Below are 24292 nucleotides of genomic sequence, written 5' to 3'. Positions count from 1 at the left end.
AAACAAAGCAAAAACGCAAATTAAAACACATTACGCATGTGAGGAATTAATGTATCCATCATCAGCCCTTAGTCATTAAAAGACTTGCTGCTGATTTTGCTTTCCTGAGTGATATCCGTCAGGCTGAAATTGGGTGTTTCGTTGGGGAGATTTGCGCCTGAGCCTGGTACCAGATAGTCAGACGTCTTCATAATGAACTCACCAGATGAGCCGTGTTCAATACCGTTCTTACTCAGCCTCAGGTAAGACCCGCCACCATTAAGCGTCAGCGTTGCCGGGGTGCTGATAATAATTTCATCTTCACTACTGGTCACCGTCAGTTGTTTTTCAGAAAACAGGGCCATCGTGTTGTGCTGAGCCTGAATCTCGATGTCTCCCTGGTTGGCAACCAACTTAGCCCCTTCTTTATGGACAAACATACCCAGGGCTTTTTCTACCGTTACAGACAGATTTTTCATCGCACCGATATCAAGATGTTGACCGGCATTAATCATTGTATTGCGGGTGCTGCTGAGCTGAAGATGTTCACCTGAAGTAAATGCTACCCCCTGCGGAGCACTACCCAGCAGGACCGAAGACTGGAGGTCCTTAATTTTGTCGGTCACGAGGCTAATCTGGGTATTGATGTCGCAGACCAGCGCTCCGGCGGCTTCAGCAGCGCTGTTCAGCGCCTGCATCTGGCTGTTGGCCTGGTTAATCTGGCTAATGGCAGGGGCCATTTCCAGCACCGGGCCCTGGGCTTTGGCCTGGGCATCCGCTGTCAGGAACAGCCCTTTAGCAGCCCGAACTGCGCCATGCTCGTCCGTACGCAGTTCAAAACCGGCACCGCGTTTTTCACGCTGGCCATTGACCAGGTGTCCCATGTTCAGTTGCGTTTTGCCATATTCCGTCGCGAGCTTGATATGCTCTTCCTGGCGCTTATCCTCCATCCGCAACTTATTGTTCGCCGGGGTACGCCACACGTTCCGCGTATGATTGTCACTGGTGACATGGTCCGGATGTTCTGAGTCGTGCAAGGCATAGGCGATGTAGGGCCGATCCGGATCCCCGTTATCAAAAATGACGGCCACTTCCGTTCCGTCAAGAAGCGGGGAGTGGAATCCGTAGGTATCACCGGCATAGGGTTTAGCCAGCCGCAGCCACAGATAGGCATAACCGTGTTCAGTACTGCTGCGGTCAAAGTCCAGCTTCACACGGTAGCGCCCTTCCGGGTCGAGCCAGGAATAGGTGTCACCTTTCTGTGTGCTTTCCACCCGGGCAGGCAGCGAGCCGGATATCACAGGGCGATTGAGCAACGCCGGACGATAGCAGACGGTTTCGCTATACGGGATACCCTCAAAGGTCAGCGTAAAGCTACTTTTGCGCGAACCGCTGGCGCGCACCGTGGTGATGACGATGCCTTCTTTTACGGTATTGGGAAGCGTTCCGTCCGTTTCCAGTACCTGACCCGGAGCCAGATGAGGGCTGGAGGAATGCCCGGTGACGTGATATTGCGCATTCAGAATGCGTTCGTGACGCAGACGGGCGAAATATGCCCCGGTCTCTGTGCTGTCAGTATCACCTTCTGTCAGGAAAGGTTCCGCATAATGATACGTTTCCCCGGTGGTGATCCCTGCCTTACTGAAAATGCTTTCGGAACTGTCCTGTGGCTTCAGTGCTTCACGGTAGTTGTAGTCACGGGTGGCCACACTCCCGCTCACGACATTGCAACCAGTCTGAACATCCCAGATGCTCTCCTGCCCGCTGTCACTCATCCCGGCCTGATTGCGCAATGGCAGGGTGACACCAAATTCATACTGTTGCTGGCTGTCCTGGAAAATCACCACGTCCTGTTCAAGACGGCTGTCCATTTTAAAGCGCCAGAAGATACCCACTTCGGCCAGCAGACGCTGAACAAAGGCCAGGTCCATTTCACGCCACTGGGTAATGAGCTCCCGGGATGGATACTCACGGGAGAGCCGGAACTCAAAATCAGGACCTTCCAGCCCGTGGGAACGCAGGATTTGCTCCACCACTTCCGGCACCGACTGGTTCAGATAGACCGCACAGCGCTCGGTATGCTGCATCAGGGCTATACGGGGCACCAATCGCAGGGCGTAGGTGATTTCATCCCCCGATGCGGAGATGCGGCGGAAATCATCCACCACGCCATACACCGTGCGCACCGGCACCGCCGGCGTACCGTCATAAAGTGGCGTCTGGAAGGTAAAAGAAGCAGGTTTGAGCATCAGCTCACTGCCGGCAATATTCGCCGCACAGGTGACGGTGACATCGTAACGCCACGGCTGGCTCAGGGTTTCACTGGCACGAAAGCGCAGAACATCGAGAAAATGCGGGCACTCATGGACATCCACGCGATAGCGGGACAGCCCCAGGGCTTCATCGATTTTCTTTAGTGCCAGACCGATAGTAGTATTACTCATCCTTTACCTCCCTTACAGAACACCAGCGACAATCAATTAATCATTGCCACTGAGGAAATTAATGCGCTCATTGGTCATTTTCGTCTGGCACTGATAAATTTCAATGCGGCGTTTCATATCAACACTATTCGATTCCGCATCCGACAATTTCCCACATTTAGTCACTTTTCCATTCACCCATGCCAGCTGTTCTTTTTTCAGTGCATTTTTCGCTGAATCAGGAAGGTCCCGCCATGCCGAATTAAGCTCACGGTCGGAACTCTTATATTCTGCCTTAGCCGAATCCAAAATGTTTTGGGAGTGAGCGTTAATAATCTGATCTTTATTAACTGATAACACGCTGATATTAAATAGAACATCAGATAAGTCAGTACGGTTAAATTGGCTAAAGATGACATCCTTACCATTATCTGCAAGTTTGGCGCTGTAACTCACATCGCTCCAGACCACACTTCCACTGTTGAGCTTGCCGTAGGCACCTGTTACGTAATGCAAATAATTTGGACTACTGCTCACCACATCCAGTGCTTCTTGTGGTACTTTCACTGAAACCGTTGCGCTACAATTCAGACCATAGCTGCCGTCACCAGACGTTGAGACATTACTTACGTCAACCACCAGGCTGTTAAGCTTATTCTGATAATCTGCAACGGGTTTATCATATCTGTATTTAGATTTTGTCAGATAATCACTTTGCAGTACCCCGGAAGCATCACTACGGAATGTATCAGAGAGGGCTTTAACGGCATCCTCTCTACCACATTTAAAATCATCAGATGAACTGAAAAAACCTGCATAAGCATTTGCTGTAAAGGCCAGAGAAATAACTGCGGGGATGAATTTCATAAACTTCATTGTTTTGATTCCTTTTTTACTTGCAGTAATAGCAACATTCCGTTGCCAGTCATGAATAATTAAGTTCTGCGTTATGAATTCGCAGCATCAAATTCCAGACCAACCCCCTGTTCGTCATTCCAGCCGAGCGTCAGAGAGTGTGGTTTCTGTTTCGCCGCCATGTGGGTCAGCAGCTGCTGACTCAGCACCGGCAGAATTTGTTGATTGAGCAGACTGTCGATGTTGCGTGCGCCGGTAAATACCGGGTCAATCTTGCCCTCTTTCGCTTTGGCAGTGACGTCGAGGGTGAATTTATCCAGCGCATTCTGCAGCGCCGGATTCAGCTCCCCCTCTTTCAGTTCTGCACCGGCAGGACGGCCGACAAACGCCACGTCACCGCCGTGGCTCTGCGCCAGCTCTGCTTCCTGCTGCACGTCCGGACGCTCGTCCGACTGCGCATCGAGCAGCGGACGCAGGCGTTCCAGTTGACTCTGACCGAGCGTCAGCAGCGGCCACAGACCATCGCAGCGCACCAGGCTCTGCTTTTCCACCAGGGCCATCAACAGATGCTGGCTTCGGATTTGCGCTTCACCGTTAAGCGAGGCAATCAACCACGCCTCCTGCATCAGGGTCTGAATGGCGTCTGACGGTTCAGGCGGCGTAATAAGGTTGATGAGTAGTGCTCCATAAAGGCTTTCTTCATTCTGACTCGCACTAGCGGGTTTTACCGTATGGGGACTATCGATTTCAGATATCCCCAACCGGAAGATCCTCACTGCACACAATTAATGCCCTTTCAGGCAGGGTTGCAGCATCTGAAATGCGACGATTCAATGGTGTGTTTTTTGATTTGGGCCGGGTCTAATAATGGCCGCCAATTTCCAGGATCGTTACGTGCTCTCCTACAATCGAGAATAAAACCCTGTGCTGGGATGTAAGCCGGACAGAACAGAGATTACCGCTGTACTTCAATATTTCATAATTCATATCTCCCACAAGTCTTGCAGCGTCTGCCGGAGAATAGCCGGCCAGAATATATCTACGCCAGTTGTGATATTTCCGCATTCCGGCAGGCGGCACACTGGATGATTGTCCTTTTCCCCAGCGCTGCCTGGGAGCTGAATCATCAAAAACATATGGCATAATTTTCTCCTTTTATATCTCAGAAATAAGTCTGGTTTATTCAGGCACGCTACCGCCCATCGCTTTTCCTTTTAGTAAGGAGCCCTAAGCGCATTAGGCCAGATTTTTGGATGTTCACTTTTACACTGTCCCCTCAGCACAAAGGGGCTTTACAAAAAGCTGCAGACAGGTTTCCCCATCCGCATCAGGCGTTACTCTAAACAACAACCCTGCAGCACCAGGCACGGCAGGTCATTACGCGGTGGCGCGTTCGTTCCAGGAATCGGAATGAATGATGTTGCCGTCTTTGTAGGTCCAGGTGATTTTTTCGTAACGCAGTTCAATCTGCTCCAGATGGTTGTGCTTGTCGTAAGCAGGATCCTTAACGTCATGCATTAATGGATTCACTTTCACCACCTTCACATTCTCGAGTCTGGTGTTGAAGTATTCGACTTCCTGACCGGCGTCATTGATTTTGTACCACTTGAACTCTGCTGATTTCAGGGTCTGGCCGGTGGTCACTGCCTTGTACAGATACGGGCTGGAGGAGTCGATTTCCTTGGTGAACATAAACGGCGTGTGGATACGGGTTCCGGTCAGCTTGCCGGTGTTGTTATCAGTCGGGATGTACAGGGTATGCTGCTGAGCGACAACCTCGATGCTGCCATCACGATCCTGAACGTCCACAGACCCTTTAATGTCCGCGCCGCCGTCGTCTTTCAGCCAAAGATAAACAGGGATTGCCATGGAATTACTCTCGATTGTGTTGTGATGCGCCATCATCCTGCGATGGCGCCTGGGTATAGCCGGGTATCTGACAGGCATTCGCCTGCGGTACCAGACTGATTTCGACACGGCGGTTGAGCGCGCGCCCATCCGGCGTGTCATTGGTTGCAATCGGACGGCTTGCGCCATAGCCCTGCACCGCAAAACAGCTTTCCGGCACGTCACCGGTGTCACGCATCCAGTCGCGTACCGCTGCGGCACGCTCAAGCGATAGCGTCTGGTTCAGCTGTGCATTACCGGTGTTATCGGTGTGACCCGCGACCACAATCAGCCAGCCCGGTTTCGCCTTGATGCCGACCAGCGAATTGACCAGCATTTTGGTGGAGCCGGTTTTCAGTACCGCTTTGCCGGAGTCAAACAGCGACATACTGTCGAGACGGACAATTTTCGGTATCGGCTTTGGCTTCGGTTTTGGCGGTGGCGGCGGAGGCACATAGGTATCAATGGCCTGCTGCACCGCCAGCCACAGGCGGTTGCCCGGATACAGTCCGAGCCCGTAGCGATGGGGTTCGCCCTGACGCTGCCAGCGCTCCAGCAGCAGTGCATCCTGTTGCAGGGCATGCAGGGCCTGCGCTTTCGGGGCATAGTGGGTCATCGGGATAGCCTGCCAACGCTGAAGGTCGGCGCTGACCGTGCGGATAAGCGACTGGTTATGCCGCACGGACAGGGCAATGGCCCCCAGGGCGCAGAACAGCAGAACCATCACTACCCGACGCCCGGTTTTCCCGCCCTGCAACGGGGTGGTATACGGGGCCAGTAGAGGGAGCACCGCATCGGCAAAATGCCAGCGGGACTCATAGGCAGTAACACGCCTGGCAGGAGCAATGCGGGTCTGACGGAACAATAACTGTGGCCACAGCGCGGCTGTTGAGGTGGATACCGACCCGAGACGCAGGGTGACAGCAAACGGTCGTACGGCCGGACACAGCCTGTCCGCTTTACCCAGTTCATCCAGCATCACAGAATGAAGCAACGATGTCGCCTGAGTCAGGTATGGATGAATAAAGGCCGTCTGCGGGGACTGCTGCCATTCGCTGAGGGTGACGGCAGATTCGTCTTCCGGACACACCAGGGCCGTATTGCCCCGCACCACTATCCAGGGCGTATCAGGGCCGCTGAATTCGGTGTTCAAAACCACCGGCACGCTATAGCCGGTCAGGTCCCGTAACTGCTTCATCTGCAGACGCAGCGCTTTCAGGGAGGCGCGCAACAACGCCTCATCTTCATGCTGGTCCGGCAAACAGCGGTACATCACGGTGAGCTGGCCGGCCATCGTCGGCGTACGGGCCAGCAGACGCTCTGCAAAAGGCGTGAGTCCGGTCAGTTCCGCAATCCGCAGATACCAGCCCTGCGCCGTGCCACGTGTCGGGCCTGCCGCAAACATGGCATCATCCACATCCCCGCAGACCAGCACCACCGGTCCGGTATGACTGTCGGGCGGGAAAATTCCGGCCTCATCAGCCAGCTGTACCGGTCGCTGTTGACGGTAACGGCGGCGAGCAAGCATGCCCGCAACCAGCAAGGCCACCAGGGTCAGGAAGGCTTTCCCGACAACCGGCCAGGTCAGGAATCCCCATACCAGCCACAGCACGGCGGCAAGGCAGAGCACTACCGGCAGGGCAGCCCGGACGAAGGTTTTTCCACGCATCAGGGCAGCTCCGGCAGTTGCTGGTGCAGCAGATCCTGCAACCACAGATGACCACCCAGCCACACCGCACCGGTCAGGATCACCGCCAGTACAATCCAGAACCAGACGGACCGCAGCAGGTTATAACGACGGCGTCCGGTCTTCTGAACCACCAGTGATGCGCCCGTTTCCAGCGGCGGCACACGCTCATTCAGGGCGGCGATCACCTCATCACGCTGTGACTGCCCGACTCCCGAGAGACTGTATTGCCCCTGGAACCCTAGCGCCAGCACCCGCTGGTAGCAGGTCAGCACCGCAGGCTCCGGCGCGGGCTGACGCAGTACCTCCGCGATACGATCATACAAGGCCCCGCCCGCTCTCAGGGATCCGAAGTAAACCGCCTGCAGTGGCGCAGAACGCCAGGCGCGTTGCCCCGCATCCAGGGTCATATTCAGCGCATCGGAGGCACTGTCGCCGGATACTGCCGCTTGCGCATTTTCCGCTTGCTGAGCCACCGGTTTACGATTCATGACGGTTTCGTCCAGCAGGGCGCACTGGGCATAAGTGATGTGATCAATACTTTCCGCACCCAGCCCGGCGCGCTCCAGCGCCTCACGTACGCTTTCCACCTGCGCTTTGCAGGCCGCATACAGCGCAGGGCCGTCCGTCACCTTCCCACCATGGCGCAACTGCGCCACGGTTAGCCAGGTCTCCGCCATCAGGGCATCAATGTCGATAACCTTATTCATGAGCGCAACACCGCAAACAGTTCAAGCTCCAGCTCGCCGAGCAGGGATGGAACGTAGAATACGCACACCCCCTGATCGAGCATTTCGCGGGCCGCAGCACTCCCCATGTCCAGTACAAAGTACTGGTTCTCCAGACGCACCGGCAGTGCAGCCGGGACTCGGCTCAGGGCAATGAGGCCAATTCCCTCGACGGCCACGCCGGATACTTCACCGACATTCGCCGGGGCACCGGCAATACACATCTCTGCGAACCGTTCGGCAATCTGCCATGCTGGCTGACTGGCTCGTACGGAAAGGTAAAAATCCGCTTCATCGCGCAGACGAATATCATGCAGTACCGCTTTCCAGGTCTCCGGATCCAGACGATCCATCCTGACCGCGACCACTCGTGACGGCAGGCTGGCTTCCAGTAGCTCACTGATGAGATCAAACAGCGGCGGGAAGGTCTTTTCCGGTGCCCGGTGGTCATACCCCGGAATGGCATCCAGATCGTGCTCCAGCGAAAACGTCAGCATGCTGCCGGCCAGACGCGCCAGTTCCGCCCAGACCTGCTCAGGATGTCGGTCAGGGAAACGCTCATACTCCGAGAGCACCCGGGCATGGGAGTTCAGGGCATTCAGGAGCCAGAAAAGCGAAACATCAGCGACCGCAAAATCGGCCATCCTGTCGTTGCTCTCACGACGCATGGACATCAGACGCTGGCGGCGGGATCGCAGCTGGCGATTCAGCAGTGCCAGGCGCTCACACAGATTACGACTTGCCGAGAACAGCGCCATAGGCGGGATAAAGTCCGGATCCAGACGCCAGCCCCCCTGCCCATCCTGCAACAGACGGGCAATGGCGCAGGTATCCCAGGCACTGTTGTCTTCATGATCAAAGCGGAACGCCAGGTTAAAGCGGGCCACCGCCATCGACTCTTCTTCCTGACCGAAGCGATCGGCGATCGTCTCCCAGGCCTCTGCATAGCGCAACGGACGCTCTGCTGGCTGTGTATCGGTCTGGACATTCACGATCCCGGCCTGCATCACCGGCAGCGCAACGTAAACAGTGACCGGGGCATTGCCAGCAGAGGCAGACACCTCAACCTCGCGTGGCGCAGGAGGCAGATCGCTGTGGCGGGTATCTATCAGCGTGTCATCCGGGAGCCACAGGCGCAGTGACTGCGCCTGTACACGGCCTGATGCCAGCATGGCCTCATCCAGCTCAACCCGACCAACGCCCCAGGGGAAAGCATTTCCGCGGGCGGCAATACCGGCCCGGGAAAATGCATCCCATTCAGACTGCTGCTGGAACTGCTGAGGGGCCAGAAGGGCCCCTTCATTCCATAACGGACGATGAATTTTCATCCCTGATCTCCCCTCGCTTTACGACTTGGCTTTTGGCATCTGGGAAACCAGTGACAGGTTGACGTCCATCCCTTCCACCTGGAAGTGCGGCACCGCATAGAGTTTCACGCGGAAGAAGCCCGGGTTGTCTTCAATGTCTTCCACCACCACTTTCGCATCGCGCAGCGGGTGGGAAGCCTGCAGCTCGTCGCCTGGATCGGTCATTTCAGTCACCAGCGTGCGCACCCAGGTGTTCAGCTCCAGCTCCAGCAGACGACGGTCTTTGGTGGTACCGATGTTTTCGCGCTGAATCAGCTTCAGATAATGGGCAATACGCGACAGCAGGAAGATATACGGCAGACGGGCATTGATACGGCTGTTGGCGGTCGCATCGGTGGTGTCATACAGCGCCGGTTTCTGCGTGGAGTTCGCCGAGAAGAAGCATGCGTAGTCGCGGTTTTTGTAGTACGACAGGGGAATGAAGCCAAGGTTAGCGAATTCAAACTCACGGGTTTCCGGGAGCATCACCTCACTCGGGATCTTCACCTGGTTGCCAGTACCGAGGTCGTACAGATGGATTGGCAGATCCTGGACGGCACCACCGGCCTGCGGGCCACGAATTTGCACACACCAGCCGTTGTTAATGAAGCTGCGAACCATGTTGGATGCGAACGCAAACGAGGCGTTGGTCCACAGGTACTTATCGTGATCCGGGCCTTTGACTTCTTCGACATAGTTGAAGCTGCGTACGGGCACGGTGTCCGGGCCATACGGCAGGCGACCCAGCACGCGCGGCATCACCAGGCCGATATAGCGAGCATCGTCCGTCTCGCGGAAGGATTTCCACTTGATGTACTCAGCGCGGTCAAAGTAGTTACCGATATCCTTGATGGCTGCCACTTCTTCCATTGACTCCTTGAGGAAGAATTTCGGGCCGGCAGAGCCGATAAACGGCATGTGGGCAGCAGCGGAAACTTTAGAAATGTTGCGCAACAGCGCGACATCCTGGGCTGAGGCATCGAATTCATACGCAGAGATGACAGCAGCAATAGGCTCGCCACCCGGGGTGTCATACTCAGAAATGTATGTCTGACGGTATAACCCGCTCTGGATAATTTCCGGGCAGTCCTCAAAGTCCTGGCGCAGTGCTTCTTTAGATATATCAAGTATTTCCAGCTTAACATTCTGTCTGAAGTCAGTTTTATCCACGAGGGATTTCAGTCCCCTCCAGACAGATTCGACCTGTTGAAAGGTCTCGTTGTGCATAATTTCATCAAGCTGACGGCTGATCTGGAAATCCAGTTCTGCGATGTGGCTGTCCAGCAGGGCCTTATCCAGCTTCTCGACTTTCTGGCCGGATTTTTGCAGCACCTGCATAAAGACTTGAATGGCTGCCGTTACGCGCGCATCAGCAGAGGTTTCTGCCATAACGGTATTGTCTTCAAAACCGTCCAGCTCTGTCATTGTTGAAACTGGCGTTAAATTAATTTTTTCGAACAGTGAGGCATATACACCACCGGCTGGCAGTGTTTTTTCAAGGGTTGCACCCGCCGTCTGGTTCTGGGATTCGTTATTGACTGACATAAGCATTCTTTCCAGTTATTCCGTTAAAATTTCCAGTAATGACTTATTAATCCTGGGACGGGGCGAGCGCATTGATTTCGTTACGCAGTTCGTCGCTTAAGGCGGGGTCTTTCAAGATTTTTTCAAATTCGCGTTTGAAGGTGGTATTGTCCAGAAGGTTGGATTTAAGATCGCGAAGCAAATTACGCATGGCTAACATTGCTTTCAGCTGCGGCACCTGGCGGGCAATGGCTTCTGGCTCAAAGTCCTTCATCTCCTGGAAGCTCAGATGGATATTTTCTTCAGAGCCGTCGTCAGCAAGGGTATTTTTTACGGTCAGATTCACTTCCGGGTTTAAATCTGATAATACCGCATTAAAATTATTCTTATTAACGTTTACTTTACTTCTTTCTGACAGGGCACCGGTGGCCTTGCCGTTACTGAATTCGCCGACGCTCAATAGTTTCAGCGGAAGCTCACCCTTCTTTTGCGCGCCTCCCGTGTGTAAATTTAACGAAATATTAACGCGCGCTTTCGGTATCTCATTCTGAAAGCTCTGGCTCATCAGCTTACTCTCCTGTAAATATGAATTGAGCTTCCTGCCAGATAACGGGCATGCAACAGATATAACGGCAGGCCGCTTATTATTACGCTGCGCCATTCGTAAGTAAACAGGACAACACCGATTAGTTAATTCGTCATCTGATGTCAGCAGGGATGTTTATACGCCATGCCGCGCCGTGCCTGAGATTACAGACTAGCACCACTGTCGTATATTAATAATTTATATTTACACTTCAAGAAATCAAGGCGATGAATTATGATCAAAAAATCATAATATAATGTGAAAAATCCTAAATTCAGCATTCGACAAGATGAGACACAGTAAGCGGGTAAAATACTCACACGCCGTTATATTTAAATTGCAATAAACACCAAGGCATTTATCACTTAATTCATTTAACCAGGGAATGAATAAAATGAAATCACCCTGGATTATATATAAAGAAAAATACTGTGAGCATAACCATTAGCACGACGTCCCGTTAGCCAGCTCCCTGAAGACACTCCCCCAGCAATTTCGGGAACGTATCAGCGCGGTGGCAACTGGCTTTTCAGTTAATGCCCGCCCTCTTCTGGTACATCTCAATGTGCACGTCAGGGCAATGAATTTGTTATCATCGTATTGCGCAAGCCTGATGCTCAACACTGGGCAGGCAACAGCAATGGCCCATATGACCTGGTACGCGCTGGTCGCCCTTCACACTGCCGTCTGGATGGAATTGCCAGCTCCGAGGCCCAGCAGAATCTCTTTATCACCCGCTGGCTGGCGGAAGCCAAACGTACCCGACGTTTCCCCCCGGAAGTGGCCCGGGATAGTGACTGGCTGCTGAAACAGGGCAGAACCCTGTGCGTCAGGGCAAAACTCCCCTTCAAACTCAATTTTCTCTGGCAGGCAACCACCGGTACTCTGGAAGATCAGCCGGGCCTGTACCGACTCAGCCATGCCCTTGATGCTGCACGGGAGTATCACTGGGTCTACCAGATCCTCTCAGACGATCAGTGGCAGGGACGGCGTCAGATGGCACTGAACCCGGAGGTCAACGGAGTCTATTGCTTGATGGGAAGCGCATCTGGGCTGAAAAAAATTTAAACCAGATGTAATCTGACAGATACCTGTATAAATAACCGGTAGCTGTCAGATCAGGTCTGAGCTAATACAATTAAAATCCCTGCTTTATCGATTAGGTGTTTGCAGGGGGACGCCATTCAGTTATTGCCCACCTGTCTCTCTATCTGCTTCTGCTCTCACTGTGTTATGGCTTCAAAGCATGTCGCCATTATCCACTGCAACGCCTGAAATCCTGTCCCTGCTCGCCTTTGTGATAATTATCCTGGCCTCCTTCTGGTCAGGCCGGAGAGCGTTTTATATCACCCTGTTCTCGCTGGCTGCATTGGCGTCGCCTTTTATCCTGAATGTGCTGTTGGGTTCCTATCTGCCACCGCGCACCATGACACAACTGTCTGTGGTGTTTGCCGGATTAATTACGCTGGCTATTATGGCCCTGCGCAGTAAAACCTTAGGCATAGCTGTATGCGCCATTCTGCTTGCCTGCGGTTCTGCGGCTTCTAACCAACTTTTTTATAGTGATTACATGGCTCGGGCCAGCGATGAACATGCGGCAAAAATGATGCTGGATACGATCTACCAGAAGTATCCGCAGTTCGATATTGATAAAAACCCGGTCTTTTCTATGGTGCTTATGAGCCTAAAAACACCTGGAAACTGTCCAGGGCTGATACCTTTGGCGCATCATTCTTCCGTTGGGATGGCGGCTATAATAATCGTATCTATAACTACTTTAAGGTCAGCAACATTGCCGATTTCTTGCGCCCTTCTCCTGAGCAGGTTGATCGGGCTATCGCTGACGGCACAGACATGGCGTCATGGCCTAACCGCGACGCCGTGGTGATGAAACAGGGCGTGGTCATCGTGAAGATTGGCCCGGTGTTGAGTCCCTATAACCGGTAAGCACGTGCGGGAGAAGCTGACATGGCCTCTCCCGCTCTGCAATAGGGCCTGACGCTATCACAGTCAGGCCCTATTTACTGGCCCCACCTGATCAACAAGACTTCTCGTCATATTCAGGCAGAAATGCACACGTGAACCGATACCATCTCAATATTTAACGACATTTCAGTAAAAACCGGTTTATCTCTGATATCGTCTGGAGAAATTAATACGTCCTAAATAGAGTGTTCATTATTAGGGCAATAGACAGCGGAAAAAAGAACACTTTTACTGGTAGATATTTAACCAGGATAAAAACAGGGTTAATAGGTGCGTTAAAGAGAGGGAGAATAGCGGAGGGTTACCCAACCATGTGATGGCGGCAACCCCCGGTGATATAGAGAAATAATGTGTGACGAAAGAGGAGTGCGCATCCCTGCAAGGCAACAGGTTGAATGAATAACGCGCAAAATAGCCTGGGCTGTTATTGCCGCTGGATTTAGTCCGCCAGCCAACTAATACTTTCATCATGGATAAGATGATGAAACTTTTGAATATCCTCTTGAGTTACTGCATGACCGCAGTCACAACATACATAGACAGGAGATGTACCAGAAACTTTAGATTGGTCCAAAGACTCAAAATCTTCACCTCCACAATGCTGACAGATGAAGTAAAAATTATTCATGTACCTCACTCATAAAAAAGCGTCACACGGGCGTCGGGAAATAACGCGGGCGGTGACCATTGTGTTGACATTGCTACCCCAGCCTGCAAAACCATTATCAGTTTTTTGTGGGCGAACCCGGCACTGATTTTTGGTGCGGCGTTTGTTCGGTACTGCCTCACTGAACCACTACTTTTTCCATGGTGAAGGGATACACTGCTGCATCAGGCCCGCTGCTGGCCGCGACCAGCGTGGTAACCTTTTAAGCGTAAACGGAAAATGGGATTTCTGCCTGCCATCCTGTCCACCCACTCCCATTTGGCAGTGTAAGGATTAAAAAATTTCATGGTGATTCAGGGGAATCCGACCCTCAACCTGCCTGAAATTCTTTCCCAATGTCGGGAACCACCATAAGAGCGCTCTATTTTATACAGATCGGCAGAGTAGTTTTAATTAAAATTCATAATAGTTTGTCTATGCTCTAAACCCTTTCCCGCTAATAACTGTTGAAAAACCAACGGTTACCCCAAATTTTCAGATGTTAAAAGCTTTAATCTGACTAATAAGTCACAATCATAACTATATTTTTTCTATAAATGGACTGGTGATCCATCCAGAAACGCTAATCTTTTGCTTTTTTGTGAGGGAGCTAAAGTTTCGGGTGGCACGGCCGATACTCACTGCATCCGCTCTCAGCAAGATAATCAACATGATGAGTCGTCGCCTGACCTGGCTGTGCATTTTTACCTTTTGTGTTCTGTTTTGGGCTGTGATCTTCTCCCTGATATAACCCCTCGCGCGCTGCGCAGAGCGGCAGGATCAGTGGGAGGTTTAGGGTCGCCGCAGCCTGATCGGCTGTTTATTTGATGCGCCGTAACCCAGGTGGCCGGCGTGTATTCAGGAGTGAGATGTGAAATATCTGTTTATGGGCCTCTCTTTTATGATGGCGCTGTGGTTGGGCACCTTCATCATGCTGCTCGAGTGAGAGGCTGGGGGCGGCGTGCCGCCCCCGATGGCATCAGGGTTTGGCACCCTCGGTGTGGCGGGTGGCTGGCAGCAGGCCATCTGCGCGGAACATCGCCTTGATGCCGCGCACCGCCTGGCGGATGCGGTCCTGATTCTCGATCAGGGCAAAGCGCACGTGGGTATCGCCATAGTCACCAAAGCCAATGCCGGGCGAGACGCATACCTTGGCCTCCGCCAGCAGCTTTTTCGCGAACTCCAGTGACCCCAGGTGGGCATAGGGTTCGGGGATTTTCGCCCAGACATACATTGACGCCTTGGGATTCTCGACCATCCAGCCCGCCTCATGCAGCCCACGCACCAGCACATTGCGCCGCTGGCGGTACTGCTCGGCAATGTCCCGCACGCACTGTTGGTCTCCCTCCAGCGCGGCGATCGCCGCCACCTGGAGCGGCGTAAAGGTGCCGTAGTCATGGTAGCTCTTGATGCGCGCCAGCGCGCTCACCAGCTCTGGGTTGCCCACCATAAAGCCGACCCGCCAGCCTGCCATGTTGTAGCTTTTGGAGAGGGTGAAGAACTCCACCGCAATATCCTTCGCACCCGGCACCTGCATGATGGAGGGGGCCGTCCAGCCATCGTAGACGATGTCGGCATAGGCCAGATCATGCACCACCAGCACGTCATACTGTTTCGCCAGCGCCACCACCCGCTCAAAGAAATCCAGCTCCACGCACTGTGCAGTCGGGTTGGAGGGGAAGCCAAGGATCATCATTTTGGGGCGCGGAATCGACTCGCGAATCGCCCTCTCCAGCTCGCCAAAGAAGTCCACGCCCTCAGTCAGCGGCACCGAGCGCACCTGCGCGCCGGCAATCACCGCGCCATAGATATGGATCGGGTAGCTCGGGTTGGGCACCAGCACGGTGTCGCCGTGATCCAGCGTCGCCAGCATCAGGTGCGCCAGCCCCTCTTTCGAGCCGATGGTGACGATCGCTTCACTCTCCGGGTCAATCTCCACCTGATAGCGGTCGGCGTACCAGCGGGAGATGGCGCGGCGCAGGCGTGGGATGCCGCGCGAGGTGGAGTAGCCGTGGGTGTCATCACGCTGGGCAACGGTGCAGAGCTTCTCCACGATATGCGGCGGCGTGGCGCCATCCGGGTTGCCCATGCTGAAGTCGATGATGTCTTCACCACGGCGGCGCGCCGCCATTTTCAGTTCAGCGGTGATGTTGAAGACGTAGGGGGGAAGACGATCAATACGGGTAAAACGGCGTAATGCGCGGGATTCAGCCATGATTTCCTCTTGTACGTAGGCGCCCAGACCGTCCGAGCGACGTGGGCCGCACTCATGCGGCCGAAACCTGACCATATCGCAGCAAAAATCGCCTGTCGAGGCGCTGGCAAGCCACTTTTTACAATCACATTACTTTTTGATAAAAATTTTTTATCGTTTATGGCCGATTACTCAGGCGCGATGCGCGCCAGCAGCCAATCATTTTCCCATTCACCACCTAACAGGTAGTTATCGCGCAGCGTGCCTTCCCACGCAAAGCCGCACTTCTCCAGCACCCGGCGCGAGGCGCGGTTCCCCTCCACCACCAGCGCTTTCAAACGATGGAAGCCCAGCTCAAAGGCGTAATCACATACCGCATTCAGCGACTCGGTGGCGTAGCCCTGCCCTTGGAAGGCGGGCAGCAGCATATAGCCTATCTCCGCCTGACGGTACGGTGCCCACTCCGGCATAAAACCCGTGACGCCAATGGCCTCGCCGGTTTTGCGCAGCCGGATCACCAGACAGAGCCAGTGGTGGCTCTCTTTGTTCCAGGCTGGCAGCCGCGACTCAAAGTGTTGACGCACCTCCGTCTCGTCGCGGCGGTCAGCGACAAATGCCATCACCTGCGGGTTCTGTTGCAGCTGTTGGAACAGCGGCCAGTCGCGCTCGGTCAGCGGGGAGAGGATCAGTCGGGCAGTCTCTAGTTGCATCGGGTTCTCCAGATTACGTGACACAGATCTTCAAATGAAGAATTATTAATTTCGAACGAAAGTTTATTCCTTTTCTTCGGCCAGCCTTCTCTCCATAATAGTTAACGTCTGAGCAACAACTATTCCCCTTTTTACCGGCTGGAGAGAAGCCTATGACGGCGTTGACCATTGATAACATTCCCGAGGCGATCCGCAAAGTCAAACAGCAATTGCGGCGCGATCTGCCTGATTATGCGGAGGTTTTCCGCCAGATCGAGCAGGATGTCGCCGCCCAGGTGGCGGCCATCCGCGCCGAGCTGGCGCGCGGCGAGAACCCAGTGCCGCAACTGGATGCCGACGACATCCTGCATGGCCGCGTCAGCGAGCAGCAGAAAGCCCTGATTCGCCAGCGCGGGGCCTGCGCCATCCGTGGCGTCTTCCCGCAGGAGAAGGCACGCCGCTGGAACCAGATGATCGGCAACTATCTGGAGCAGAACAACTTTGTCGAGCGGCTGAAACAGGCGGCGGAGGACAACTACTTCGGCACTCTGGCTGCCAGCAAGCCGCAAATCTACGGCATCTACTGGTCACGCCCGCAAGTTGAGGCGCGTCAGGATGAGCGGATGGAGGCGGTGCAGGTGTTCCTTAACCGGCTGTGGCAGTCGGAGAGCAACGGCACGCAGCACTTCGATGCCGGGCGGGTGGTGAGTTACGCCGACCGCACCCGCCGCCGACCGCCACGCTCCTCCTCCCTTGGCCTGTCGCCGCATGTGGATGGCGGATCGCTGGAGCGCTGGCTGGATGAGGGGTTCCGCCACGTCTACCGCCACCTGTTCAGCGGCGACTGGCGCGCCTATGATCCCTTCGCCGCCGAGGGGCGCACCGAGGTGCGCGAGTTCCCCTCACCGGCAGTCTGCTCAATGTTCCGCACCTTTCAGGGCTGGACGGCCCTGACGCCGCAACGCACCCACGCTGGCACCCTCAACCTGATCCCGATTGCCAATGCGATGGCCTATATCCTGCTGCGCGCCTTGCAGGATGACGTGCCGGAGGATGAACTGTGCGATGCCGCGCCCGGCCGTGCGCTCTCGGTGTCGGAGAAGTGGCACCCGCTGCTGCTGGAGGCGCTGTCGCCGATCCCGGATCTAGAGCCGGGCGACACGGTATTTTGGCACTGCGATGTGGTACATGCGGTGGAGAATGAGCACCACGGCGAATTTGACAGTAATGTGATGTACATCGCCGCCGCCCCCTGGTGTGAGAAGAACGCCGCCTACCTGCCGGGACAGGCGGCCAGTTTCCTCGACGGCCGCTCGCCGCCGGACTTCGCAGCCGATGACTTTGAGGTGGATTTCCAGGATCGCGCCACCGAGGAGACGCTAACCCCGCGCGGCCGTCGCCAACTCGGCCTGGCGTAGCCCCCCGCCACCGGCGCTGGCGCCGCCGGTGGCTTTTCTTTATAGTGGCCGCTTGTCATCGCACAGGGAAGCTGTCGTGCACTCCATGTTTGAGATGTTGCTGGCGGTGTTTGATCGCGCCGCCTTGATGTTGATCTGCCTCTTCTTTTTGACCCGCACCCGCGCCTTCCGCCAGTTGTTGCAAAAAGAGCAGCACACACCGCGTGAACGGGCGGCGGTAACCGCCATCTTCTCCCTGTTCGCGCTGTTCAGCACCTACTCCGGCATCAATGTCGAGGGATCGCTGGTCAACGTGCGGGTGATTGCCGTGATGTCTGGCGGCATCCTGTTTGGCCCGTGGGTCGGCATCATCACCGGCCTGATCGCCGGCATCCACCGCTATGCCATTGACGTGCACGGCATCACCGCCGTGCCCTGCCTGATCACCAGCGTAGTGGCCGGGCTGATGTCGGGCTGGATCCACCAGCGCGTTGACAAGCCACGGCGCTGGAGCGTCGGGATTGCCGCTGGCATGGTGTGCGAGTCCCTGACCATGCTGCTGGTGGTGCTGTGGGCCAGCCCGCTGTCGCTGGGGCTGGAGATTGTCTCGCGCATTGCCGTGCCGATGATCCTCGGTGCCACCTGCATCGGCCTGATTGTGCTGCTGGTGCAGAGCGTGGAGGATGAGAAGGAGGTGATCGCCGCGCGGCAGGCCAAGCTGGCGCTGGACATCGCCAACAAGACGCTGCCCTACTTCCGCAACATCAACCACGCCTCACTCACCACCATCTGCGACATCATCCGCGGCGACATCAAGGCGGACGCCGTGGCGATCACGGACACCAAAAACGTGCTGGCCTACGTCGGCACCGGCGCTGACCAGTACAACATTGGCCATGAGATCATCAGCGACATGACCAAGGAGACGCTGCGGCGCGGCAAGATCACCATCAAAAACAATGATGAGATGCACCGCACCCCGCAGATCCACTCGCTGATCATCATCCCGCTATGGGAGAAGGGCGAGGTCACTGGCTCGCTGAAGATCTACTACTGCCGCGCCCACAAGATCACCTACTCGCTGAAGGTGATGGCGGTCGGGCTGTCGCAGATGATCTCCACCCAGATGGAGGTGTCGCGCACCGAGCAACTGCGCGAGATGGCGAACAAGGCGGAGATGCGTGCGTTGCAAAGCAAGATCAACCCGCACTTCCTGTTCAACGCGCTGAACGCCATCTCCTCCTCCATCCGCCTCAACCCGGATACCGCGCGCCAGCTGATCATCAACCTGTCGCGCTACCTGCGCTACAACCTCGAGCTGAACGACGAGCTGATTGACCTGCGCAAGGAGCTGCACCAGGTGCAGGACTACATCGCCATTGAGCAGGCACGCTTTGGCAGCAAGCTGACGGTGCTGTATGACGTGGATGAGGAGATCGCAGTGCCGATCCCGAGCCTGCTGATCCAGCCGCTGGTGGAGAATGCCATTGTGCACGGCATCCAGCCCTGCCGCGGCAAGGGCGTGGTGTCGATCAGCGTTAAGCACGTCGGCGACCGCATCCGCATCGCGGTGCAGGATACCGGCAACGGCATCCACCCGGAGGTGATTGACCGGGTGGCGCGCAATGAGATGCCCGGCAATAAGATTGGCCTGCTGAATGTGCACCACCGGGTGTCGCTGATGTATGGCGAGGGGCTGCACATCCGTCGGCTGGAGCCGGGCACCGAGATCGCATTCTTTATCCCCAGAGAGGGCGGCAAGTACCCCGCCGCTCTGGTTTGACGCCGCATTGAGTGGGGAGAGGGCCGTGAAAGCCATTATTGTTGAGGATGAGTTTTTGGCTCAGGAGGAGCTGAAGTATCTGATTAACGCCCACAGTGGCATTGAGCTGGCGGGCTGTTTCGATGACGGGCTGGACGTGCTGAAGTATTTGCAGGGCAATCCGGTGGACGCCATTTTCCTCGACATCAACATCCCGTCGCTGGATGGGGTGCTGCTGGCGCAGAACCTGAGCAAGTTCGCCCACCGCCCCTACATCGTCTTTATCACCGCCTACAAGGAGCACGCCGCCGAGGCGTTTGAGATTGAGGCGTTCGACTACATCCTAAAGCCCTACCACGAGGCGCGCATCGTCACCATGTTGCAGAAGCTGGAGGCGCACCACCGGCGCGACCGCCAGCCAGTGGGCGACCACCCCTCCCCGGCGCGCAGCAGCCATAGCATCAACCTGATCAAGGATGAGCGGATCATCGTCACCGACATCAACGAGATCTACTACGCCGCCGCGCAGGAGAAGGTGACGCAGGTGTTTACCCGGCGTGAGGTGTTCACCATGCCAATGAACATCACTGAGTTTTGCAGCCGTCTGCCGGAGGAGTTCTTCTTCCGCTGCCACCGCTCCTACTGCGTCAACCTCGGTAAAATCCGCGAAATTGTGCCCTGGTTCAACAACACCTACATCCTGCGCCTGAGCGATTTGCCGTTTGAAGTGCCGGTCAGCCGCAGCAAGGTGAAGGCTTTCCGGCAGTTGATGCGCATCTAGGTGCATTTCATTCCGCCCCGGAGGCATCTCATTCCCGATTCGATCACTGCTTGAAAAGCCGCCCCTATACTGGCCTCAGTGGGCAGACCAACAGGCGCCGAGCGCGGCCAACGGTCTGTTAATTTTGGCCCCGGAGGGGCCTTCGGCGCAGTAACGGGAGGCCGGCATGAACAGCAGTAAACCGGTAAATCGTGGTTTGATTGTTTTGGGCACCATCGTGGTACAGATGGGACTGGGCACCATCTACACCTGGAGCCTGTTTAACCAACCGCTGGTGGAGACATTCGGCTGGGCGCTAGGCGATGTGGCGACCACCTTCTCCATCACCAGCTTCTCACTGGCGCTGGCCACGCTGTTCGCGGGCCGCTTGCAGGAGCGCCTTGGCATCCGCCGCCTGACCCTCCTGGCCGGGGTGCTGCTCGGCTGCGGCCTGATCGCCAGTTCGCACGCCACTTCGCTGACGCAGCTCTACCTGCTGGCCGGGGTCGTGGTCGGCTTTGCGGACGGCACCGCCTACATCACCACCCTCTCCAACCTGATTAAGTGGTTCCCGGAGCGCAAGGGGCTGATCTCTGGCATCTCGGTCGGCGCGTTCGGCACCGGCAGCCTGCTGTTCAAGTATGTCAACGCCGCCCTGATTGCCGAGCATGGCGTCTCACAGGCGTTCCTCTACTGGGGCCTGATTGTGATGGCGCTGGTGGCGGCCGGTTCGCTGCTGCTGAAAGAGAAAAAAGTGCCGGCGGGCCAACCGGCGCAAACCAGCGGGCTGGGGCGTGACTTTAGCGTGCGCGAGATGCTGGCGACCAAAGAGGCCTGGCTGCTGTTTATGATCTTCTTCACCGCCTGCATGGGCGGCCTCTACCTGATTGGCATTGTGAAGGATATTGGCGTGCGGCTGGCCGGGATGGATCTGGCGACCGCGGCCAACACGGTCTCCGCCATCGCCATCTTCAACACCGCCGGGCGCATCATCCTCGGCGCGCTCTCTGACAAGGTGGGCCGGATGCGCGTCATCAGCTTCACCCTGCTGATGACGCTGCTGGCCGTGAGCACCCTGAGCTTTATGAGCCTCACGCCGATGCTGTTCTTCATCTGCGTCAGCACCATCGCCTTCTGCTTTGGCGGCAACATCACCGTCTTCCCGGCCATCGTGGGTGACTTCTTTGGGCTGCGTAACCACAGCAAGAACTACGGGCTGGTTTACCAAGGCTTCGGCATCGGCGCGCTGGCTGGTGCCTTTATCGCCGCCCACTTTGGCGGCTACCACACCACCTTTATGGTAATTGGCGTGATGTCGCTGCTCTCCCTGCTGGTGACGCTGCTGATCAAACCACCAAAAACCGAACCGGCCGCGCGCGCCCTGCCCTCCCGGCAGCACGCCTGAGCCGCCCCACCGCCCATCCTTTGATGGGCGGTTTTTATTTGGCCCCGCCTTGCAATTCCCCCTCCGTCCTGACAAAAATCTCCCTTTGGCTTGACCTTTCCACACAGCACCCAAGGATTGAGCATGGAACTGACTGCCGGACAAAATATCCCATTAACTGACCACACCTTGCGCCTCACCCTGAGCTACCAGCGGATGCCCGCCTTTTGCAGCGAGCTAGATCCCTCGGCCTTTATGCTGGATGCCCACCAGCGGGTGCGCGGCGACAGCGACTTCATCTTCTTTAACCAGCCTGCCACGCCCAACCGCAGCGTGGTGCTGGAGACCTCCCCTGAGCAGGCGCGGTTTACCGTCGATCTGCACCAGGTGGATGCTGGCGTGAGCAAAATCGCCCTGACGCTGGTGATTGACGGGCCGGATACCTTTTCCCACCTGACCAGCCTGACGCTGGAGGTCGGCGGCCACGCCCGCTTTGCCCCGCCGCTGCAACAGCGGAGCGAAAAGGCGCTGATTCTGGCGGAGATCTACCGCTACCAAGGCGGCTGGAAACTGCGCGCGCTGGGGCAAGGGTTCAATGGCGGGCTGGAGCCGCTGGCCACCCACTTTGGCGTCGAGGTGGATCAGGCAGCCGCCCCGCCAGCGGCCACGCGCGGCGTGGTGGATCTGGAGAAGCGGCTGGCGCAGCACGCGCCCCGACTGGTGAGCCTGGCGAAAAAGGCGACCGTCAGCCTGACCAAGCACCGCTTGCAGGATATGCAGGCCAAAGTCGCCTTTGTGCTGGACGCCTCCGGCTCGATGACCCAGCAATTCAGGAAGGGAAACGTGCAGGCGATTCTGGATCGCATTGCCGTGCTGGCGGCGCAGTTTGACGACGATGGCAGCATGGAGTTGTGGGGATTTGGCGAACGCCACCAGAAATACCCGGATGTCACCCTCGATAACCTGGATGGTTATATCCACATGATCCAGGGCATCGGCAAGCGCCGCATGGGCGAGATCCTGCCCGGCCTCGGTGGCGTCAACAATGAGCCACCGGTGATGGAGGAGATTATTGATACCTTCAAAGGGAGCGACTGCCCGGCCTATATCGTCTTTATCACCGATGGCGGCATCAGCAAGACCCGCGCCATCAAGGAGGCGATCCGCCGCTCCGCCCACACCCCAATCTTCTGGAAGTTCGTCGGCCTTGGCGGCCAGAACTACGGCATTTTGGAGCAACTGGACGACTTCACCGATCGCCGCATTGATAACAGCGACTTTTTCGCCATTGATGATTTTGCGCGGATGGATGACGGCCAGCTCTACGACCTGCTGCTGACGGAGTTCGCGCAGTGGTCAACAGAGGCGCGTCGGCTGGGCATTTTGCGCTAGCCGCCGCCGATAAAAAAAGCCGGTCATCATGACCGGCTTTTTTGTGCCTTACGCAATTCAGGCTGACTCAGCTTGCAGGGGCTCTAACCGCATGCCCAGCGACTGGCGCAGGTAGGCGCCCGCACCCAGCAGGCCCGGCTGGTCGTGGGTGATCATGTAGACCGGGATGTCTGCCAGATAGTCCTTGAAGCGACCCTTGTCCTCGAAGGCGGCGCGGAAGCCGGATGCCTTGAAGAACTCCAGGAAGCGCGGGACGATGCCGCCAGCGATGTAGACGCCGCCAAAGGTGCCAAGGTTCAGCGCCAGGTTGCCGCCAAAACGGCCCATAATGACGCAGAACAGCGACAGTGCCCGGCGGCAGTCAATGCAGCTGTCCGCCAGCGCGCGTTCGGTGACATCCTTCGGTTGCAGGTTCTCCGGCAGGCGCTCATCCGCCTTGACGATGGCGCGATAGAGGTTCACCAGCCCCGGCCCGGAAAGGATGCGCTCGGCGGAGACGTGCCCCAGCTCGCCGCGCAATTGCATCAGAATAATGTCCTCCTCCACGCTGTTTGGCGCGAAGTCAACGTGGCCGCCCTCGCCCGGCAGGCTCACCCAGCAGTTGCCGGCCTGCACCAAGTGCGCCACGCCCAGCCCGGTACCCGCACCGTAGACCGCGACCGGTTTACCGGCCTGCGCCTTTTTGCCGCCAAACTGCAATACATCCTGCTCGCCCAGCATCGGGATCGCCATGGAGACAGCCGTGAAGTCGTTGATGATCTCCAGGTGGCTGAAGCCGAGGTTCTGCTTCATCTCCGCAATGGAAAATGCCCAGGTGTGGTTGGTCATCGCCACCCAGTCACCGGTGATCGGGCAGGCAATGGCGATGCAGCCATCCTCCACCACCGCTTCCGGGTGCTCCGCCAGGTAGTGCCGCACCACGGCCTCCAGGCTCTCAAATTCCAGACCGGAGAAGGTCTTGGCCTGGGAGATCTCGCCGCTGTCCAGCGCGCAGAGCGCCAGACGGGCATTGGTGCCTCCCACATCGCCCACCAGGGAATATTTGTTCATTGAGGTACTTCTCCACG

Annotated in this window: 19 protein-coding genes and 1 pseudogene; 7 read left to right on the top strand and 13 right to left on the bottom strand. The window is 56.3% G+C overall.

Translation table 11 applies throughout. The features are described 5' to 3' along the window. Nucleotides 1-68: 68 nt before the first annotated feature. The 10 genes and pseudogenes from ACK3SD_RS05010 to tssB form a co-directional block, all read right to left on the bottom strand. A complete protein-coding gene (locus ACK3SD_RS05010; protein WP_481126974.1) occupies nucleotides 69-2423 on the bottom strand; it encodes a type VI secretion system Vgr family protein in 2355 nt (784 codons plus the stop codon). A gap of 36 nt (nucleotides 2424-2459) precedes the next feature. Then, the gene (locus tag ACK3SD_RS05005; protein ID WP_481126973.1) at nucleotides 2460-3278 is read right to left on the bottom strand and encodes a lysozyme inhibitor LprI family protein; all 819 of its coding nucleotides are present in this window, start codon (nucleotides 3276-3278) and stop codon (nucleotides 2460-2462) included. A 173-nt stretch (nucleotides 3279-3451) separates the two neighbouring features. Continuing rightward, nucleotides 3452-3913 (bottom strand): annotated as a pseudogene (locus tag ACK3SD_RS05000) (type VI secretion system ATPase TssH); the annotation flags it as partial. Between the two features lie 205 nt (nucleotides 3914-4118). Next, nucleotides 4119-4400, bottom strand: coding sequence for a hypothetical protein (locus tag ACK3SD_RS04995; RefSeq protein WP_481126972.1), 282 nt, complete (start codon nucleotides 4398-4400; stop codon nucleotides 4119-4121). Nucleotides 4401-4634: 234 nt separating this feature from the next. Then, a complete protein-coding gene (gene hcp, locus ACK3SD_RS04990) occupies nucleotides 4635-5126 on the bottom strand; it encodes a type VI secretion system effector Hcp (RefSeq protein WP_481126971.1) in 492 nt (163 codons plus the stop codon). 4 nt (nucleotides 5127-5130) lie between these two features. Then, nucleotides 5131-6813: an OmpA family protein gene (locus ACK3SD_RS04985; RefSeq protein WP_481126970.1), complete on the bottom strand. Its 1683-nt coding sequence runs from the start codon at nucleotides 6811-6813 to the stop codon at nucleotides 5131-5133. Beyond that, nucleotides 6813-7541, bottom strand: a complete 729-nt coding sequence (gene tssL, locus ACK3SD_RS04980; RefSeq protein WP_481126969.1) for a type VI secretion system protein TssL, short form — start codon at nucleotides 7539-7541, stop codon at nucleotides 6813-6815. The genes ACK3SD_RS04985 and tssL overlap by 1 nt, the downstream gene beginning before the upstream one ends. Continuing rightward, nucleotides 7538-8887: a type VI secretion system baseplate subunit TssK gene (gene tssK / locus ACK3SD_RS04975; protein WP_481126968.1), complete on the bottom strand. Its 1350-nt coding sequence runs from the start codon at nucleotides 8885-8887 to the stop codon at nucleotides 7538-7540. The genes tssL and tssK overlap by 4 nt, the downstream gene beginning before the upstream one ends. A gap of 18 nt (nucleotides 8888-8905) precedes the next feature. After that, nucleotides 8906-10456: a type VI secretion system contractile sheath large subunit gene (tssC, locus tag ACK3SD_RS04970; RefSeq protein WP_481126967.1), complete on the bottom strand. Its 1551-nt coding sequence runs from the start codon at nucleotides 10454-10456 to the stop codon at nucleotides 8906-8908. A 40-nt stretch (nucleotides 10457-10496) separates the two neighbouring features. After that, a complete protein-coding gene (gene tssB, locus ACK3SD_RS04965) occupies nucleotides 10497-10994 on the bottom strand; it encodes a type VI secretion system contractile sheath small subunit (protein WP_481126966.1) in 498 nt (165 codons plus the stop codon). A 621-nt stretch (nucleotides 10995-11615) separates the two neighbouring features. Between tssB and ACK3SD_RS04960 the strand changes: the two genes are divergently transcribed. Next, nucleotides 11616-12083 (top strand): DUF2913 family protein, encoded by a 468-nt coding sequence (locus tag ACK3SD_RS04960; protein ID WP_481126965.1) that lies wholly within the window; start codon nucleotides 11616-11618, stop codon nucleotides 12081-12083. 178 nt (nucleotides 12084-12261) lie between these two features. Continuing rightward, complete coding sequence (locus tag ACK3SD_RS04955; protein ID WP_481126964.1) at nucleotides 12262-12903, top strand: hypothetical protein; 642 nt, start codon at nucleotides 12262-12264, stop codon at nucleotides 12901-12903. Nucleotides 12904-14626: 1723 nt separating this feature from the next. Here the strand turns inward: ACK3SD_RS04955 and alaC are convergent. Further along, a complete protein-coding gene (gene alaC / locus ACK3SD_RS04950) occupies nucleotides 14627-15862 on the bottom strand; it encodes an alanine transaminase (RefSeq protein ID WP_481126963.1) in 1236 nt (411 codons plus the stop codon). A gap of 167 nt (nucleotides 15863-16029) precedes the next feature. Next, nucleotides 16030-16551, bottom strand: a complete 522-nt coding sequence (locus ACK3SD_RS04945) for a GNAT family N-acetyltransferase (protein WP_137762530.1) — start codon at nucleotides 16549-16551, stop codon at nucleotides 16030-16032. A gap of 152 nt (nucleotides 16552-16703) precedes the next feature. Here ACK3SD_RS04945 and ACK3SD_RS04940 point away from each other — a divergent pair, with 152 nt between their 5' ends. The 5 genes from ACK3SD_RS04940 (at nucleotide 16704) to ACK3SD_RS04920 (ending at nucleotide 23225) form a co-directional block, all read left to right on the top strand. Further along, complete coding sequence (locus ACK3SD_RS04940; RefSeq protein ID WP_481126962.1) at nucleotides 16704-17948, top strand: DUF1479 domain-containing protein; 1245 nt, start codon at nucleotides 16704-16706, stop codon at nucleotides 17946-17948. A gap of 76 nt (nucleotides 17949-18024) precedes the next feature. Beyond that, nucleotides 18025-19710 carry a LytS/YhcK type 5TM receptor domain-containing protein gene (locus tag ACK3SD_RS04935; RefSeq protein ID WP_481126961.1) on the top strand — a complete coding sequence of 562 codons (1686 nt, stop codon included), beginning with the start codon at nucleotides 18025-18027 and terminating at the stop codon, nucleotides 19708-19710. Between the two features lie 25 nt (nucleotides 19711-19735). Then, a complete protein-coding gene (locus ACK3SD_RS04930) occupies nucleotides 19736-20470 on the top strand; it encodes a LytR/AlgR family response regulator transcription factor (protein ID WP_481126960.1) in 735 nt (244 codons plus the stop codon). 166 nt (nucleotides 20471-20636) lie between these two features. Then, nucleotides 20637-21854 carry an L-lactate MFS transporter gene (locus ACK3SD_RS04925; RefSeq protein WP_481126959.1) on the top strand — a complete coding sequence of 406 codons (1218 nt, stop codon included), beginning with the start codon at nucleotides 20637-20639 and terminating at the stop codon, nucleotides 21852-21854. Between the two features lie 123 nt (nucleotides 21855-21977). Further along, complete coding sequence (locus ACK3SD_RS04920; RefSeq protein ID WP_481126958.1) at nucleotides 21978-23225, top strand: vWA domain-containing protein; 1248 nt, start codon at nucleotides 21978-21980, stop codon at nucleotides 23223-23225. Between the two features lie 57 nt (nucleotides 23226-23282). Here the strand turns inward: ACK3SD_RS04920 and glk are convergent, their stop codons facing one another. Next, a complete protein-coding gene (gene glk, locus ACK3SD_RS04915) occupies nucleotides 23283-24275 on the bottom strand; it encodes a glucokinase (RefSeq protein WP_481126957.1) in 993 nt (330 codons plus the stop codon). Nucleotides 24276-24292: the final 17 nt, after the last annotated feature.

Source organism: Chimaeribacter sp. YP20170169, from assembly GCF_056739715.1.
This window is presented reverse-complemented; position numbering and strand designations above follow the sequence as displayed.

Coding starts and splice junctions, on each gene's coding strand:
- ACK3SD_RS05010 (WP_481126974.1), bottom strand. CDS start 2,423: ATGAGTAATACTACTATCGGTCTGGCACTAAAGAAAATCGATGAAGCC.
- ACK3SD_RS05005 (WP_481126973.1), bottom strand. CDS start 3,278: ATGAAGTTTATGAAATTCATCCCCGCAGTTATTTCTCTGGCCTTTACA.
- ACK3SD_RS04995 (WP_481126972.1), bottom strand. CDS start 4,400: ATGCCATATGTTTTTGATGATTCAGCTCCCAGGCAGCGCTGGGGAAAA.
- hcp (WP_481126971.1), bottom strand. CDS start 5,126: ATGGCAATCCCTGTTTATCTTTGGCTGAAAGACGACGGCGGCGCGGAC.
- ACK3SD_RS04985 (WP_481126970.1), bottom strand. CDS start 6,813: ATGCGTGGAAAAACCTTCGTCCGGGCTGCCCTGCCGGTAGTGCTCTGC.
- tssL (WP_481126969.1), bottom strand. CDS start 7,541: ATGAATAAGGTTATCGACATTGATGCCCTGATGGCGGAGACCTGGCTA.
- tssK (WP_481126968.1), bottom strand. CDS start 8,887: ATGAAAATTCATCGTCCGTTATGGAATGAAGGGGCCCTTCTGGCCCCT.
- tssC (WP_481126967.1), bottom strand. CDS start 10,456: ATGCTTATGTCAGTCAATAACGAATCCCAGAACCAGACGGCGGGTGCA.
- tssB (WP_481126966.1), bottom strand. CDS start 10,994: ATGAGCCAGAGCTTTCAGAATGAGATACCGAAAGCGCGCGTTAATATT.
- ACK3SD_RS04955 (WP_481126964.1), top strand. CDS start 12,262: ATGTCGCCATTATCCACTGCAACGCCTGAAATCCTGTCCCTGCTCGCC.
- alaC (WP_481126963.1), bottom strand. CDS start 15,862: ATGGCTGAATCCCGCGCATTACGCCGTTTTACCCGTATTGATCGTCTT.
- ACK3SD_RS04945 (WP_137762530.1), bottom strand. CDS start 16,551: ATGCAACTAGAGACTGCCCGACTGATCCTCTCCCCGCTGACCGAGCGC.
- ACK3SD_RS04940 (WP_481126962.1), top strand. CDS start 16,704: ATGACGGCGTTGACCATTGATAACATTCCCGAGGCGATCCGCAAAGTC.
- ACK3SD_RS04925 (WP_481126959.1), top strand. CDS start 20,637: ATGAACAGCAGTAAACCGGTAAATCGTGGTTTGATTGTTTTGGGCACC.
- ACK3SD_RS04920 (WP_481126958.1), top strand. CDS start 21,978: ATGGAACTGACTGCCGGACAAAATATCCCATTAACTGACCACACCTTG.
- glk (WP_481126957.1), bottom strand. CDS start 24,275: ATGAACAAATATTCCCTGGTGGGCGATGTGGGAGGCACCAATGCCCGT.